This window comes from Caulobacter sp. GW821-FHT11E11 (assembly GCF_058808315.1).
Genome location: NZ_JBXARO010000008.1, coordinates 92,652 through 107,677, shown reverse-complemented (window position 1 = coordinate 107,677; position 15,026 = coordinate 92,652). Strand labels below are relative to the sequence as shown.

Sequence of the window (15,026 nt, the reverse complement as noted above, 5' to 3'; positions counted from 1 at the left end):
CTGATATCTTTTAACACATCAAACCCCGGCTGGGCGCTTACTTTGATGCGGTATACGATATCAAAACGCTTTCTGATATAATTCCCGACATCATGACGCCCGACATCCCAGGCCGCCTTCGCCAAGCCCGCCGCGCCAAGGGCTGGTCGCAGCGGCAGCTGAGCGAACGCGCCGGTATTCCCCAAGCGCACATCTCGCGCATCGAAAGCGGCGCGGTCGATCCCAAGGTCTCCACGCTGCAGGATCTGGCGCGGGTCCTGGACCTGGAACTGCTGCTGGCGCCGCGAACGGCCCTGACCGCGGTGGACGCCCTGCTGCGCGAGGACGCCGAGGAGGTCGGCCGCCGGCGCGTGCAAGAGACCATCGCCGGCCTGTGGAAGGCGGCCACCACCCTACAGGCCATGGCCGGAGGCCTCAACGACCGGGTGGCGGACGCGGCCACGGCGCTCTCCCGGCTCGACCTGTCCGACCTTTCCGCCTCGATGCGTCAGGAGGTGCTGGCGGCCGCCGGTGTGGTGGATGAGGCCGTGCGCGGCCAGAGCCCCCAGCGCCTGGAGCCGGCGATCGCCAGCCTCAACCGGGTGGTCGCCGACGCCAAGACCCAGGTCGAGCGTGGCGCAGCTCGCCCGGCCTACAGCCTGGACGACGAGGACTAGCCATGGCCGGACTTGACGCTTGGCTGGGCGATCGCCGGTTCGGAGCCATCACCTATCTGGGCGGCGACCAGTCGGTCTTCGCCTTCGACGACGCCTACGCCGAGGCCGCGGACCGGCCGACGTTGAGCCTGGCGTTCAAGAGCGTGGCCGGCGGCCTGCTGCGGGACGTGCGCCCCACCCGAGCCCGCGTGCATCCCTATTTCTCCAACCTGCTGCCCGAAGGCCCCTTGCGCGACTACCTGGCCGGGCGCGCCGGCGTCAAACCCGGCCGCGAGCTGCACATGCTGGCGACGCTGGGCCAGGACCTGCCCGACGCCGTCGTCTTGCGTGTCCAGGACGAGGAACGCCTGGCCGACGCCCCCGCCCCGCCGCGCTTCGAGACGCGCCAGGCGGCCACCGCCCTGCGCTTTTCCCTGGCCGGCGTGCAGCTGAAGTTCTCGGCCGTGGAGAAGGCGCAAGGCGGGCTGACCATCCCGGCCACCGGTGTCGGCGGCGACTGGATCGTTAAGCTGCCCTCAACCCGGTTCTCCGGGGTGTCGAAGAACGAGTTCTCGATGATGTCCCTGGCCAGCGGCCGCGCGGCCTGTCCCCGGTGCGGCGGGGACTCCAGCCGCGGGGGCGGTTAAAGCTACGGTTCGCCCTCGCCGTCCTCCTACGCGCCGCCGTCCTTCCCCCGCCTCGAGCGGCGGCGGCGCCCCGGGGCAGTCTTCCTCTGCCATGCCTGGGACGATCGGCAGGGTCCAGCCACGGATCTACATGACCTACTTGAGGCGCGTGGCGTGAAGGTCTAATTCAGCGAGAAGGATATCGCCCCAGGGGGCCCTTCCTGCGCGAGATCGACAGGGGACTGGCCAAGTCTCGGGTTGGGATCGTGCTGGTGACGCCCAACTTCGCCTTCCCGGAGGCCCGACACTGCCGTTAGTGGCAGGTCGGCGTCGGAAAGTGTTCGGCCAGATAGGCCTTGATGACGTCCGCGCCCTTGCGCCACAGCGCATCGGCCGCGGCAAGGTCCGCGGCGGCGTCCATGTCGCGGGTGATCCGCTCGACTGTCCGGCCCAGGTCACGATAGGCTCGGACCTGCTCCAGGGTCAGGCGCCCGGCTTTCAGGTCGTCCCGGATCATCATGATCCGGGCCAGTAGGGCGTCGGCCTCATCCTCCTGATCCTCCACGCGCGTCACGCACACCTTCCAGAGCCCGATCGCCGGCCGGACAATCATCCTGATTGATCCGGCGCCGGCAAGCCAAGCCCCGAGCCGTCCGGCGGTTCCCAGGCGCGCGATACACCCTCGCTGATCCGCCCGCCCCCGCCGGTGTGCAGGGTGGAAGAAGCTTCCCACGCCGCCGGGTTGTGTCGGCGAGGCCCGATTTCAGCCAGAGCGCCCGTTTCAACGCGCGTTGAAACCAAGCTTTCCAATGAAATGACGTCCCTTCGCAAAGGTCGCGAGCCGGCGCGCCGCCAAGACCAGGTCATCGGTCGTCGCCCGTCCCGCCGTTCTAACCCAATCCTCCCCGGAACGCAGAACACGACAACCGTCCGGCGCCGCCCCGCCCAGCTCACCCCGTTGGCCCGCCGGTATGGCAGGATGGGCCGACGATTCTTCCGGACGCCCATGCCCGACGCCGCGCCGACATCCCCCGATCAGCCCGACCCCGCCGCCCTGGAGGCCATGGCCGCCCAGCTGGAGGCCAGCGGCCGCTATCGGCTTCTGCGCCGGTTCGAGACCTGCACGCTCCACGCCGACTTCGACCCCGCCACCCTCAAGCGCGGCGTCTATCTCGACACCGAGACCACGGGCACGGACGGCCGCAAGGACGAGATCCTCGAACTGGCCATGGTCCCGTTCGACTACGACCCCGACGGCCGCCTCTGCGCCGTCCACGCCCCGTTCGTAGCCCTGAACCAGCCAAGCCATCCCATTCCGCCGGAGATCACCAAGATCACCGGCATCACCGACGCCATGGTGGCCGGTCAGACCATCGATCCGGCGGCCGTCGCCGCCTTCATCGCCGAGGCGGTGATCATCGTCGCTCACAACGCCGCCTTCGACCGCCTGTTCGCCGAACGCTTCTGCGAAGCCTTCAAGCACAAGGGGTGGGCCTGCTCGATGAGCCAGGTCGACTGGAAAGGGCAGGGCTATGAGGGAACCAAGCTCTCCTACCTGGCCGGCCAGGCCGGCTTCTTTTTCGACGGCCACCGGGCCGAAAACGACTGCCTGGCCGGACTGGAAATCCTCGGCCGCGCCCTCACCGACGGCCGCACGGCCCTGGCTCACCTGCTGGAGGCCGCCCGCGCGCCAACCTGGCGCATCGTCGCCGAGCGCTCGCCGTTCGAGATGAAGGACAAGCTGAAAGCCCGCGGGTACCGGTGGAACGGCGAGGAGGCCGCCGGCCCCAAGGCTTGGTTCACCGACGTGCCGGAGGCCGACCGCGAGGCCGAACTCCTCTTCCTCGCCCAGGAAATCTACGGCTACGACCCGCACTTAACCCCAAAGCGCCTCACCGCTTTTGAGCGATTTTCCGACCGTACATAGCGCAGTCCGGCACTCCGAGGGGAAGCGGGGCCTGACCCCCGTCTCGTCATAGCCAGGTGACTTCCGCTTTTGTGGGTGGGCCGGTTATGGCGCTATGGAGCTTTGGCGAGCAGGCCGCTGATGTTGAAGCCTAGGCGCCGATCGAACCAGATCAGGGTCAGACTGATCAGTGTGGCCCAGACCATGCTGGCGAGCGAACCGATCAGGAAGTATTCGGCGTGCAGCTGTTGATCGAGCTCCTTGAAGCGGCCGACAGTCTTGAGTGCAATGACGGCGGCGATGATCTCCCATGAGCCCGCGGCAAGGCCCAGGAAGATGATGATTCGCTCCAGGGAGCCGATCATGCGGCCGGCTCTAGCGCTTGTCGCGGGGCGCGCTCTGGGTATTAGGGTGGCGGCAACGACAGCTGCTGCGGCGCTGGCAGGCGCAGGCGCCGCAGACGTTGCCAATGGGGCAGGACCTGTTGGCGCGCTCGGTGAGGGCGGCGGGCCGTTGGAGCCTTGCGCCGAGGTCGGCGGGGCGCTCTGCGCGGGCGATGGAGCAGGCAGATTGGCGACGGCGGCGGCTTCTGGCGGCGGCAGGCTGATGCCCGACCAGGTCAGGAGGCGCCGGCAGGCCAGGTTGCCGCCCCACGTCAGGGCGAAAAGGCCGAGCAGATAGTAGCCGATATCGAGAAGCGGCCAGGGATCGCGGGCCAGGGCTCTGACGAAATCGTTGATCATGGTTGCGTCTGCTGTTGGTCAATCGTCAGGGCCGCTTGGCCTAAGGCGGACCACAGGGTGGCGTAGAGATCGAACTTCGCGGCCCGGCGAATTTTATAGAACACCGACTCCCTGACCTTGAACCGTTCAGCCAGGGCGGCGGCGCCGTCATCATGGTTGAACGAGGCCAGCAATACTTCACGTTGGCGCTCGGTCCAGCCCTCCTCGATATCCGTGAGTGCGCGACCCACGCCATCCATCAGGATTTGGAGGGTCGGTTGGTCGGGCAGGCTGAAGCGATAGGCGTTGGGATCACGCTTCTGCTCAAGAATTTCGCGAGCGGTCGCCAAGCCGGGCCCCATCATGTTCCAAGCGCGATTAGGGTTGAGCGGCGTCGCCAAGTCCACCAGACCGATCACGAAACGGCAACGGACTCCGTTGTCCAGCAAGCGCCAGCGGACCTGACGCACGATCGCAAGGGCGGCCGTCAAATCCTGCACGAGACCTTGGAACTCATCACCCAGCGTGATCGTCAGGGGGGAGGACAAAACCGAGCCGTAGGCGATGTTCGCCGCATCGACGGCCAGGTTGAAATCCCTATGTAAACGTTCAGTCGAAGTCGATTGCTCGCTTCGCACAAGATCGCCCATCACCACATAGTAGGTGCGCGGTGCGGCTTGAGCGGCGGCGAGTGGTTGCACAGGCAGAACCCTTATGGCCCAAAAATGGGCGCGCCCTCTTAACTGACCCGAAAATGGGTCATTCGTCAAGAATCACCCAAAATTGGGTGCGATCGCCTCATTGTCGGCGGGACGATGGATGTCTCATGACTGCGCTTGGCTCGGACCTGGGAGCCTTAGTCTAGACGTCCTTTCAAAAACGCCTCGCTCGCGCGCAAGCCAGCCTCGTCGATGTCTTTGTACGTCGGACTACGCGTGAAGTCTGGTACCTGGAGCAGTACTAAGCTCTGCGCTTGGCGCGCTCCTGACTATCTCCGTCGCACGATCTGAAGCCGAGCATTCACGCCGGCCAAGATGGAACTGACGAGACCGGCTGGAAAATCCGCCGGCAAGTCCGCTTCAACGGCTTCAAGCGCCGGCGCAATTCGTTCCATCAGCGCCTCGAAGATCGCCTCAACCGCCCTTTCTCCTATCCCGGCGCGCCGCGCGGTCTGGACGAAGTGACGAGGCATGATAGAGCCTACTGCGTCGTGCCGGTTGTCGCCGACGGCCATCGAGAGCTTGTACGGGTTGTGGCGCACCTGACCGGCGTCGACCAAGGGCTGAACCGAGAGGATGTCGTAGAGCGGCGTCAGCCGGAAGCGGCCCCCAGGACCGAGGGCGACGCTGAAGTTTTTGGCGTGGCCGTCCGTGGCGCCGAGCAGCCAGAACCAGATGTTGGCTTTGAGGAACGTCGCCTGATCCAAGGAGGGCTCATCGCTGCCGGAGAGGACGCGCAGGATCTTCTCGATCCCAGGACCGCCGTACGCCTCATACTTGATGGCCGGCGGCGTCGAGAGCGCCTGGCACATGTCCTCTTGAGGAAGGCGCAGCAGGCGGCCGTCTTGCGCCCAACGGCGGTCGAAGCGCTCGACGATCAGCGCGCGACGCCCGTCGAAATCGGCGATCTTGACATCGGCGACCGGCAAGCCGATCGCTTTGGTCAGCTTCATGCAGAGATATTCGTTCTCGACGCTCTGGGAGAGATCGACGCCATTGGCCGGGCCGATCTGCGGCTTCAGGATGTGGGTCGTCGGCGTCGCGCCGGCCGGCGCCCACCAGGCGCCGTCCTTGAACAGAAGCGCGGTCTTTTCCTGTGCGCCGGCCAGCGAGATCCGGAAGCTGGCGTCCTCGGTCAGGCCCAGCGGCGCGCGGGCCAGGTCGCCGAGCAGGGCGCCGACCTGCGCCGTGTCGAGCTGGACGCCGTCAACGACGCCGGCGGGGCCGGGGTTCATGTCGGCGGGCAAGAACTGGAGAGCCCCGACGCAGTCGCGCCCGATCGCGCCGAGCAGGCTGAAGGCGTCGATGCCGTCCGCTCGGACGCGCGCTGCCAGGGTGCGCCGAATGTCGTCATTATCGGGGAGCAGATTGTCGAACACGGCCATGACCGGCGCGCCGATGTAACGCTCCTCGCGCAGGGGAAGTGATAGCGACACGGGGATGGCCGGCGCCCAGCCTAACCAGTCGGGGTCATAGGTGAAGTCGATGGCGCCAGAGGCTTCCTGGCGCAGCCGGCCAACAAGCCGACTGTTGAGAAAGACGTTGAGCGGGGCGTGGCGGGCGCGCCGCGCCATCAGAACAGCGCCTCGATATCGGCGCCGCCGCCGCTGGAGCGAGGGCGAACGACGAGTTCCAGGTTGAGGGCCGCCAGGGCGTCGAGCAACGTCGTCAGCTTCGTATCGACTTCGCCGCTTTCGAGTGCGGACACCGTCGCCTGGCGCAGATTGATCCGTTGGCCAAGCTCGGCTTGCGAAAGGCCGAGGTGTTTCCGCCTCCGGCGCAGGGCCGCGCCAAGCTGTGTGGAGGTTCGGGCGATTTGATCCATCACATGCGCTCCAGCGTATAAAGCTACTGTATACGCTACGGCGAATAAATTAGCAATATGCGCCCTGGCGTATAGATTCACCTTATGCGCTAAGGCGTATATGGGGTTTGCTGAGACCGTTGAATGTTCATCGCCACGCCGAGTTCAGCCAGGGAAGCGCCGGCTCCCGCGCAGGCGCTCGGCTGAAAACTGGAATGAGCAGACGATCGTCTTGTCCTCTCACGCCGGGATGCGGATCGAGGTAGCGCCTCGCGCCTTCCTCGCCGATCGCTCGCACGACAGCCGCTCTCACATCGCTGTCGGCAAATCCCCGCCAAGGTGCGAACGCGCTCGGGTCCGTTGTCTTGCTGCAGAGGTGGGCGCGGTTGGTGATGCGTCGATCGGACGGCGCTCGCCGCGTTGTCCGGTGGGGCCCGCCTCACCACGCCGCCGCTGCTCTAGCCAAACCTTCACCTGCTGAAGATTGCGAGAGATCGGCGCGGGGGCGCCATTTTCGCGGCGATCTCGGCCGCGGCCGCTAGTTTACTGGTGAACTGACAAACAGCCTCTCCAACAACTGTCACGCCATCCGGAGATCTGAGCCCGACTCGCGTAAAATATATCGCCCCCCGGACGCTTGCGACGTGAAAGGCAGATTGGCTGAAGGTCGCCTTTCGGGAGGCGCGCCGACGGCAGCAAATGGCGCAGATCGCAGTATGCGATCCTTGGCGCCGGCGCCGCACTGTGGCATCGCCCCTTAGACCGCAGCAACGACGCCAACTCATGACCGCCGACGACTTCCGCCAACTGGCGCTCAGCCAACTCAACGCCCGCGTCGCCACCCGCCTGGGGACGATCGAGTTCCTGGTCGGCGATAAGGTCTTCGCCACCCTCGGCGCGCCCGACCCGGCCTTCGCGATCCTGCGCCTGACGCCCGAAGACCAAGCCGCCGCCATCGCCGCGGCGCCGACCGTGTTCTCGCCGCAGACTGGAGGGGCGGGGGCTCGAGGCGTCACCTGCTTGCGTCTGGCCCAAGCCGCCCCCTCCGACCTCAAGCCGGTCCTGGCCAAGGCCGCCGCCAAGGCCCGCAACAGCCGCTCGGCCTTCACCAAGCTGGGCTGATCCGCCTCAATCGCGCCCCTGCGAGGCCGGTCGGCCATTTCGCGCACTCAACCGCTTTGGCCGCGCCCGGCCTTGCCCATTCACCGAACCGCGTTCCAGCCTCGACGCGCGCCGCTGAAAGCGCGGCATCGAGGCGTGAGACCCTCGCTTTCACCGACGCTTCGCGTTCGGCTCCGCCCCGGCGTGACCGGCGTGCTGCGCCGGGCGGCGCCGACTGTAACGGCCGTTCCACACTCAAGCTTGGTCTCGCGGAACCGGCTTTCGGGCCGATCGATCATCAGGCTCATTCCTTGGGCCACGCCAGGCAGCACGCCAAAGGGGCGAGAGAATGGAACCAAACCCTGACGATGGCGCCTGCGCGATATTCACTCGTGAGTCTTGGGGGCGTGGATTTTTCGCGACCTAAAGCAGGCCCAGGGCGCGGAAGCTTTCAATCTTCGCCGACCCGACGATCAGGTGATCGTGCACGGTCACGCCCAGCACCTTGCCCGCCTCGATGATCACCTTGGTCATGGCGATGTCGGGCCGCGAGGGTTCGGGATCGCCGGAAGGGTGGTTGTGGGCCAGGACCAGGGCGGTCGCGCCCACCTCCAGGGCGCGCCGCAGGACCTCGCGGGGATAGACCGGCGCGTGGTCCACCGTGCCCACTCCCATCACCTCGACCACGATCAGCTGGTTCTTCTTGTCGAGGAACGCCACCCAGAACTCCTCGCGCGGCAGGCCCCGAAGCTTTGCCCGGAAGAAGTCGGCGACGGCGCTGAACGACGACAGCACCGGTCGCGCCGCCAGAGCCGCCAGACTCACACGGCTGGCGACCTCACGCAGGATCTTCAGGTTGACGATGGTCTGGTCGCCGACATGGCGGCGCAGCTCGGCGCGGTCGGCGGCGAGCACGCCCGCCAGCCCGCCGAACCGTTCGACCAGGCGCTTGGCCAGATCGAGGCTTTCGACGCGATCAGGGCCGGCCATCTGCAGGCAGACGATCTCGGCGTCCTGCATGACGTCCGCGCCAAACCGGACGGCAAGGTCGAGCACACGCTCGTGCGATTTGGACCCTCCGACAGGACCGGTCGGAACGGTGGCGTCCTGGACGGCGTGGTCTGACGGATCGCAAACGGCGGCGAGGGCAGGGGAGGCGGACATGACGTCCTCCAGAATTGACGGCGCCGAACCCCAATGTCCGGATCGCCCGCTCGCTCCGGCCCTGCCTTCCTCCTTTGGTCAGACCCCGGCGGTGGCCGCCTCATCCCAGTCGCCGAACGGCGCCGGGGGCAGGGCGACCCGCGCGGCGATCTCCAGACAGCTCAAGCCCTGGGCCAGGGTCTGCGCCGAGGCCTCGCCATCGGGGCCCCTATCGGCGGCGATCAACACCGAGCGCACGACCGGCGGCGGCCGCCAGCGCCGAAGGTTGGAGGTCGACAGCAGGGCCCAGGCCGGCAGCGAAAACCGACGACGGGCGGCCAGGGTGGTGAACAGGCCCTCGGCCACCAGCATCTCCGCCGCCGGCGCATCCAGGCGCACCGCGCTGCCGGGCGGCACGAGACCCACGGTCTTGCGCGGCAGGGCCAGATCGAAGGCCCGCCGCCCGCCGGGCGTCAGATAGGTCAGCTCGACCGCGGTCAGCGTCCCGTCAGGATCGACGACGCCGGCCATCAAGGCCGGCCGCGACAGCCCCGTCGGACGATAGATCGAAACCGGCGCGCGCTCATGATGTCGCAAGGTATCGGCGTCCGGAACGGGTCCGACCAGCCCGCGACCTCGGCAGTAGCGCTCCGAAAGCGTGCCGGCGAGCGCGCGACCCTGGGCCCACAGCGCCTGAGCGACGTGCCGGCGATGCAGCCTGGCCAGGTCATCCGACGCTTCCCGCGCGGCCGAAGCCAAACCCGAGGCCGACGCCGGCGGACCGGCGCGGCCTTCGCCCAGCAGACCCAGGCTGCGCAGGTGGTCGCGCACCGCGCGCCAGTCGCCATCGCCGAAGGTGTGGATGATGATCCGGCCGTCGCGCTCCAGCAACGAGACCGACCGATCCCGGCGGCTATGGCCGGGCGCGGGAATGTTGGCGCGGCGACCGCCGTCATAGAGATCCCCGCCGACACGGCGGACGATGGCGCGAAGGGACATGGCTGGGCTCCTGGGCCGCACCCCGCGGCCACAGACCCTGTCCCTGCCTCCGGCCTTTCGATCCGGCCCCGGAAAATCGCCGCTGTGGCGCACAGAGCAAGCCAAACCCCTACTCGGACCTGTCCGTGCGCCTGCCGCGCGCTTTCGGCGGGGCGCTGCGATCCTTCAGGCCGTAGAGGCTGGGCAGCAGCTTCAGCGCTCCGACCTTTTCACGCTCGCACATCGCCCGCAGATAGCCGCCGGCCGAACTTCTGATCTCGCCATCCTTCCAGCGCGCCAGCACCGTGGCCAAGGCGATGGCGGCGCGGTTGCGGCCCATGGCGTCGCGCGCTTCCCGGACCGCCGACAGGTTGACGCCCATCAGGGGCGCGGCCCGGGCGACGGCGTCGACCAGGTCCTCCCACTGGGCGGCGACCGGGTCGTCCAGGAACTCAGCCACTTCGGGTACGGCCTCCAGCACCAGCGACAGCGGGATCACCTCCTCGCTGATCGCCGCCTCCACCTGGGTCAGATCCGCTTCCACCGTCCGCCGGGCCGATCGCGCCGGGGGCTCAACTACCTCTTTTCGAAGAGAGGAATACGTTGCTCCTGTGGATCTAGGCTCGGTTGTAGGTTCTTTCTGGGCATCGTCCATGACGCCCCTGGGCTCAGATTGACCTGCATTCCGAGCCTTGACCCAGGCCTCGTCCACGGCCGCCAACAGCGCCGAGAACGTCGCATGCAGCGCCTCAAGCTCTCCGAGGCTGGGGGTCCTTGGCAGGCGGCCCAGGGCCAGGTCCACCGCGCCCGACCAGTCGTAACCGTCATAGCCGCGATAGAGGGCATCGGCGCAGACCGTGCGGATCTCGCGGCGGATCTCGCCCAACTTGCGGATCAGGGCCCGGCGCTGGGCCTGCTCCAGGCCGCGGGCGGCGGCCAGATCAGCGAACTCGTCCCAGCGCACGGCCAGGGGCGCCAGATCAAATCCAAAGGCCTCGACGATGAAGCCGCGCGCGTCGCGATAGCCCCAGCGCTTGCCGTTGCCGCTGTCCTTCATGTGCACGAGCCCCGCCCGCACGGCCATGCGGATCAGGCCCTGGACGCAGCTGCGCGAGCGCTGCAGCTCTTCGCAAAGGGCGTCATTGGAGGGCCAGGCGACCGGCCGGGTGCGCCCGGTCCAGTCCTGCTCGGCGGTGACCCGCACCAGGGCGCGGATCAGGCGCACGACACCGTCACCGAGCCCCAGGCGGGGCGCGGCGCGTTCGAAACGATCAAGCAGCATGGCCTTGGAGATCGCCTCCGGCAGGCCTTGGTAGGTGTCCGCTAACCGCGCGGCCGCCCATTGGGCGTCCGCCAGACGGCGCACGTCTCCCACCCCGTTCGAGACGGTCTGCATCTTCTGCTCCTCTTGGCGAGGCCGCAGGCACACAGCTTCCCGTCGCGCGAACGCGCGTTTTTGGATTGCAGCGATGTCGGTGATTCGGTTAGAAAGAGCAGGACTTGAAGAGCTCGGTCGGGGTTGGCGCCCCGTTCTAGCGAATGACCTGGATGAACCCGGCGCGTTCCAGCGTGCCGGGTTTTTCTATGCGCTCACGGCAGGGTTCCTTTCGATTTCGCCCCACTCGAAATATTCGCTGAGCACCAGCTCGAGCGCGTCGTTCCGATTGGCGAGACCACGCAAGGCCTTGATGGCGTCCAGGCGCGTGACCAACTCGGCGCGCACGAGCGCGGTGAGCTGGCGTTTCCCAGCAGCGCGGGCGTTGGCGCGCAGGCGCTTTTGGTATTGCGCTTGATAGGCAAGGTCGGTTGCGGTCGTCATGGCGCCGCCGATAAAATCGCGATTCCGTCGCCTCAACTAATAAAGGCAGCAGGGGAAAGACCCCTGATAGGCGAATAAAGGCCCTTGCGAGGCCGGGGAATCGCCCGGCCAAAGTGAACGCGCTCAGTCGACGCGATACGATGATCGGCCCGCCCAGACATCGGATCACGATCGATCCGCTGCCGGAATGGCCCGGTCCCGCGCCAACATGCCGCAGCCGCGATCGCGGCCGGCGGCGCCAGCGATTAAAATCTTCGGTTCAGAACAAGGCCTCGTTGCTCACGAGGCTGACGTGTTCAGGTTCAAGACCGCCGCCCCGACGTCCGAACTGCTGCGCGCCCAAGTCCAGGCCTTCGCCCGGCAGGTGCCGCTGATGTACGCCATGGTGCTCGTCAACACGATCGCCCTGGCCTGGACCCACGCGCGCAGCGCGCCCCTCGTTCTGACCCTGGGTTTTCCCAGCCTGTTGGCCGTGATCAGCGTGGTGCGGTTGGCGATCTGGCTGCGCACCGGCCGGCGTGAGGTCGATGAGGCCGGCGCGCAACGGATGCTGCGCCAGACCATGGTCTTCGCCGGCCTGCTCGGCTGTGGCTTCACCTTCTGGTCGTTCGCGCTCTTTCCGTATGGCGACGCCTTCGCCCAGGCCCACGTGATGTTCTACATGGCCATCACCTCGATCGGCTGCGTCTTCTGCCTGATGCACATGCGCGCGGCCGCCTTCCTGCTGACCGGCCTGGTGGTCGGTCCGATCACGGTGTTCCTGATCTCGAGCGGCAACCCGGTGCTGACGGCGATCGGCCTCAACCTGTCGCTGGTCGCCGTGACCATGATCATCATCCTCCTAATCGCCTACCGCGACTTCGCCCGGCTGGTGGAGTCGCGCTGGGTCGCCGAGCAGCGCCAGGCCGAGATCGAACGGCTCAGCGGAGACTATCTGCGGCTGGCCCATCTGGACGGTCTCACCGGCCTGCCCAACCGCCGGCGGTTCTTCGAGCACCTCGCCGAGACCATCGCCGCGGCGACCAAGGCCGGCGAAGGCTTTGCGGTCGGGGTGATCGACCTGGACGGCTTCAAGCCCGTCAACGACGCCTACGGCCACGCCGTCGGCGATCGGGTGCTAATCGAGGCGGGAGCGCGGCTCTCCCACGACCATGGCGCGCCGCTGTTCGTCGCCCGGCTTGGCGGCGACGAGTTTGGCCTGGTGGTCGGCGCCGCGCTCGACGAAGCGGCCCTGCGGCGCCTGGGCGCCTCGCTCTGCGCGGCCCTGCGCGCGCCCTACTGCCTGCCGGGCGTCACCGCCCAGGTCTCCGGCTCGGTCGGCTTTGCGCTGTTCCCGCAAGCCGGCGACACGCCCGAGGTGCTCTACGAGCGCGCCGACTACGCGCTCTACCACGCCAAGCAGAACCTGCGCGGCGCGACGGTGGTGTTCTCGGCCGACCATGAGACGGCGATCCGCCGGGCCAGCCTGATCGAGCAGGCGCTGCGCCATGCCGACCTGGACACTGAGTTTAGCCTGGCCTTCCAGCCGCTCGTCGATATCCGCGCGCGAACGACCATCGGGTTCGAGGCCCTGGCCCGCTGGACCAGTCCGCACCTGGGGCCCGTCTCGCCCGGCGACTTCGTGCCGGTGGCCGAGCGGTCGGGCCTGATCGCCCAGATCTCGCCGGTTCTGCTGGACTGGGCCCTGCGGGCGGCCGCCCAGTGGCCAGAGCACCTGCGCGTGGCCTTCAATCTCTCGGCCCGCGACATCACCTCGCCCGGCCAGGTGAGCAAGATCATCGATGTCATCCAGGCCAGCGGCGTCGCGCCCAACCGGATCGATCTGGAGGTCACCGAGACGGCGGTGATGCGTGATCTGGCCCAGGCCGAGCGCGCCCTGGGCGCCCTGAAGGCTCTGGGCGTGCGCATCGCGCTCGACGACTTCGGCGCGGGCTATTCGAGCCTTGGCCATGTCGACCAGCTGTCGATCGACAAACTGAAGATTGACGGCAGTTTCATGCGCGGCCTGACCGAGACCGGCAAGCGCCGGGCCATCGTCAAGACGATCCTGGACATGTGTCGTAACCTCGAACTGGATTGCGTGGTCGAAGGCGTCGAGACCGCAGCCGAACTGGCCCTGCTGCTGCCGCTGGGCTGCCAGGTCGCCCAAGGGTATCTGTTCTCCAGACCGATGACCGGCGAGGCAGTCGCCGCCTATCTCGCCGCCGAGGCGGGCGAACATCGCCAGAGCCCGACAGCCCCGGCGATCCCCCCTCGGCGCCGCGGCGCCCGCTAGCCTCCGGCGCGAGATCTGCGCCGACCTCAAGCCCGCCCAAGACCTGGCCTTGCTGACAGGCGACGAGCGGCAGTTGGCGGCCCCCTGACCGCCCGGGCCAAATGGATCGGGTGGGCGCGACCGAAGATCCACGACGAAGGCCCCGCCAAGCGTTCGCCCGGGGCTGGACGCAGGCCGATCTCTCCCACTGCGCCCGACATCCGCTGACTGCCAACGACCAGCGCCTAAGGCGAGCGTGCTCCGCCCAGCAGCCGCGGGTCGACCGTTCGCACTATAGGATATCGAGCCTGATCGCTGCCGAGCTAACGTCCTAAATGGGTCGATCTCGCCTGTGCGCGCTGGAGTCGCACCCATCCGGTGAACACCGCGGTGGACTGAGCTCGGGCCGGACGGCGCAAGACGCTGTTGCCCGTCTGGAGCGCAAGAGGCACACCATGGCCAGCGGCTAAAGGCTCGCTTGTACGTGAGATTGCGCCTAGCATCGATCGATGGACGCAGAGATCACGGCATTCATCTCTGAATGGATGCAAAATAACACGCACGTTCTCGAAGAGATCGTCCTGCTCCAAGGCGACGATCCTACCACCGAGTACGGTGAAGCTATCCGCAACCACATGAAGGCAGCAGCCGATTGGTCTCCAGATCCTGAGCGGATACCCAGAGGACTGCCGTGATGTAATCGGCCGAGGCCTACACGTCACGCAAGCGCTTCACACCTGTTGACCTCATGCCGCCTGCACGGGCGCGACGCTCGCCAGGCGCTTCTTCAGCTTGTAGGGCGTGAAGTTCTTGTCGCAGGTGTTCACCGCCTTGAACTTGCTGCCGTCGATGGCCACCAGCGCCGCCCCGAACAGGCCGATCTGGCGGCACAACACCACGAACCGGGCGCAGGCAGCCTGGATCGCTGGGCCGTTGTCCTTGCGAAAGTCGGCGATGGTCTTGTGATCGGGCGCAAGCCGGCCCGTGAGCCACATCAGCTCGACATTGCGCCCAGCCTCGCGCTCCAGTCGCCGGCTGGACTGCACCTTGTTCAGGTAGCCGTACACGTAGAGCTTCAGCAGCGTTGCTGGATGGTAGCCCGGACGGCCGGTCGCGGCCGCCGTCACCTCAAAGCCCAGCCCTGGCAGATCCAGCTCGTCGACGAACACATCGACCACCCGCACCGGATTCTCCGCGGCGACATAGCCGTCCAAGCCTTCGGGAATCTTCGCTATCGCTACTGCGAGATCGCCCAGAGTCTTGTCGAGACGTTGGAAGCCTGCATCTAGTTGCAACCAGCGATGCGCGGATCGGGGACG

General features: G+C 67.2%; 15 protein-coding genes and 2 pseudogenes. 6 read left to right on the top strand and 11 right to left on the bottom strand.

Annotated features, from left to right (window positions below; translation table 11 throughout):
- The first annotated feature begins 92 nt into the window (after positions 1 to 92).
- Positions 93 to 656: a helix-turn-helix domain-containing protein gene (locus tag AC1RR5_RS20090; RefSeq protein ID WP_492924327.1), complete on the top strand. Its 564-nt coding sequence runs from the start codon at positions 93 to 95 to the stop codon at positions 654 to 656.
- A 2-nt stretch (positions 657 to 658) separates the two neighbouring features.
- Positions 659 to 1,282 carry a type II toxin-antitoxin system HipA family toxin gene (locus AC1RR5_RS20085; RefSeq protein ID WP_492924325.1) on the top strand — a complete coding sequence of 208 codons (624 nt, stop codon included), beginning with the start codon at positions 659 to 661 and terminating at the stop codon, positions 1,280 to 1,282.
- A 292-nt stretch (positions 1,283 to 1,574) separates the two neighbouring features.
- Here AC1RR5_RS20085 and AC1RR5_RS20080 read toward each other — a convergent pair whose 3' ends face one another.
- Complete coding sequence (locus AC1RR5_RS20080; protein ID WP_492924323.1) at positions 1,575 to 1,835, bottom strand: hypothetical protein; 261 nt, start codon at positions 1,833 to 1,835, stop codon at positions 1,575 to 1,577.
- A gap of 405 nt (positions 1,836 to 2,240) precedes the next feature.
- Between AC1RR5_RS20080 and AC1RR5_RS20075 the strand changes: the two genes are divergently transcribed.
- Positions 2,241 to 3,188: a 3'-5' exonuclease gene (locus tag AC1RR5_RS20075; RefSeq protein WP_492924321.1), complete on the top strand. Its 948-nt coding sequence runs from the start codon at positions 2,241 to 2,243 to the stop codon at positions 3,186 to 3,188.
- Positions 3,189 to 3,280: 92 nt separating this feature from the next.
- On the opposite strand, the gene AC1RR5_RS20070 is transcribed toward AC1RR5_RS20075, so the two are convergent.
- From AC1RR5_RS20070 to AC1RR5_RS20050, 5 genes and pseudogenes are all read right to left on the bottom strand, one after another.
- Positions 3,281 to 3,910 carry a hypothetical protein gene (locus tag AC1RR5_RS20070; protein WP_492924319.1) on the bottom strand — a complete coding sequence of 210 codons (630 nt, stop codon included), beginning with the start codon at positions 3,908 to 3,910 and terminating at the stop codon, positions 3,281 to 3,283.
- Positions 3,907 to 4,590, bottom strand: a complete 684-nt coding sequence (locus AC1RR5_RS20065; RefSeq protein ID WP_492924317.1) for a SatD family protein — start codon at positions 4,588 to 4,590, stop codon at positions 3,907 to 3,909. Before AC1RR5_RS20065 ends, AC1RR5_RS20070 begins: the two co-directional genes overlap by 4 nt.
- Positions 4,591 to 4,877: 287 nt before the next feature.
- The gene (locus tag AC1RR5_RS20060; protein ID WP_492924769.1) at positions 4,878 to 5,843 is read right to left on the bottom strand and encodes a HipA domain-containing protein; all 966 of its coding nucleotides are present in this window, start codon (positions 5,841 to 5,843) and stop codon (positions 4,878 to 4,880) included.
- 24 nt (positions 5,844 to 5,867) lie between these two features.
- Positions 5,868 to 6,182 (bottom strand): annotated as a pseudogene (locus tag AC1RR5_RS20055) (HipA N-terminal domain-containing protein); the annotation flags it as partial.
- Entirely contained in the window at positions 6,182 to 6,433 is a 252-nt protein-coding gene (locus tag AC1RR5_RS20050; RefSeq protein WP_492924315.1) for a helix-turn-helix transcriptional regulator, read from the bottom strand. The pseudogene AC1RR5_RS20055 and the gene AC1RR5_RS20050, both read right to left, overlap by 1 nt.
- Before the next feature lie 762 nt (positions 6,434 to 7,195).
- Between AC1RR5_RS20050 and AC1RR5_RS20045 the strand changes: the two genes are divergently transcribed.
- Positions 7,196 to 7,534, top strand: a complete 339-nt coding sequence (locus AC1RR5_RS20045; RefSeq protein WP_492924313.1) for a hypothetical protein — start codon at positions 7,196 to 7,198, stop codon at positions 7,532 to 7,534.
- A gap of 402 nt (positions 7,535 to 7,936) precedes the next feature.
- Here the strand turns inward: AC1RR5_RS20045 and radC are convergent, their stop codons facing one another.
- The 4 genes from radC to AC1RR5_RS20025 form a co-directional block, all read right to left on the bottom strand.
- Positions 7,937 to 8,677 (bottom strand): RadC family protein, encoded by a 741-nt coding sequence (gene radC / locus AC1RR5_RS20040; protein WP_492924311.1) that lies wholly within the window; start codon positions 8,675 to 8,677, stop codon positions 7,937 to 7,939.
- Between the two features lie 78 nt (positions 8,678 to 8,755).
- Complete coding sequence (locus AC1RR5_RS20035; RefSeq protein WP_492924309.1) at positions 8,756 to 9,655, bottom strand: DUF7146 domain-containing protein; 900 nt, start codon at positions 9,653 to 9,655, stop codon at positions 8,756 to 8,758.
- 109 nt (positions 9,656 to 9,764) lie between these two features.
- Positions 9,765 to 11,030 carry a plasmid replication protein RepC gene (gene repC / locus AC1RR5_RS20030; protein ID WP_492924307.1) on the bottom strand — a complete coding sequence of 422 codons (1,266 nt, stop codon included), beginning with the start codon at positions 11,028 to 11,030 and terminating at the stop codon, positions 9,765 to 9,767.
- Positions 11,031 to 11,216: 186 nt separating this feature from the next.
- Positions 11,217 to 11,453 carry a transcriptional regulator gene (locus AC1RR5_RS20025; RefSeq protein WP_492924305.1) on the bottom strand — a complete coding sequence of 79 codons (237 nt, stop codon included), beginning with the start codon at positions 11,451 to 11,453 and terminating at the stop codon, positions 11,217 to 11,219.
- Between the two features lie 292 nt (positions 11,454 to 11,745).
- Here AC1RR5_RS20025 and AC1RR5_RS20020 point away from each other — a divergent pair, with 292 nt between their 5' ends.
- Positions 11,746 to 13,728, top strand: a complete 1,983-nt coding sequence (locus AC1RR5_RS20020; RefSeq protein ID WP_492924303.1) for a putative bifunctional diguanylate cyclase/phosphodiesterase — start codon at positions 11,746 to 11,748, stop codon at positions 13,726 to 13,728.
- A gap of 488 nt (positions 13,729 to 14,216) precedes the next feature.
- Positions 14,217 to 14,402, top strand: a complete 186-nt coding sequence (locus tag AC1RR5_RS20015; RefSeq protein ID WP_492924301.1) for a hypothetical protein — start codon at positions 14,217 to 14,219, stop codon at positions 14,400 to 14,402.
- Positions 14,403 to 14,474: 72 nt separating this feature from the next.
- Here AC1RR5_RS20015 and AC1RR5_RS20010 read toward each other — a convergent pair.
- Positions 14,475 to 14,963: pseudogene (locus AC1RR5_RS20010) on the bottom strand (transposase); the annotation flags it as partial.
- Between the last annotated feature and the right edge of the window lie 63 nt (positions 14,964 to 15,026).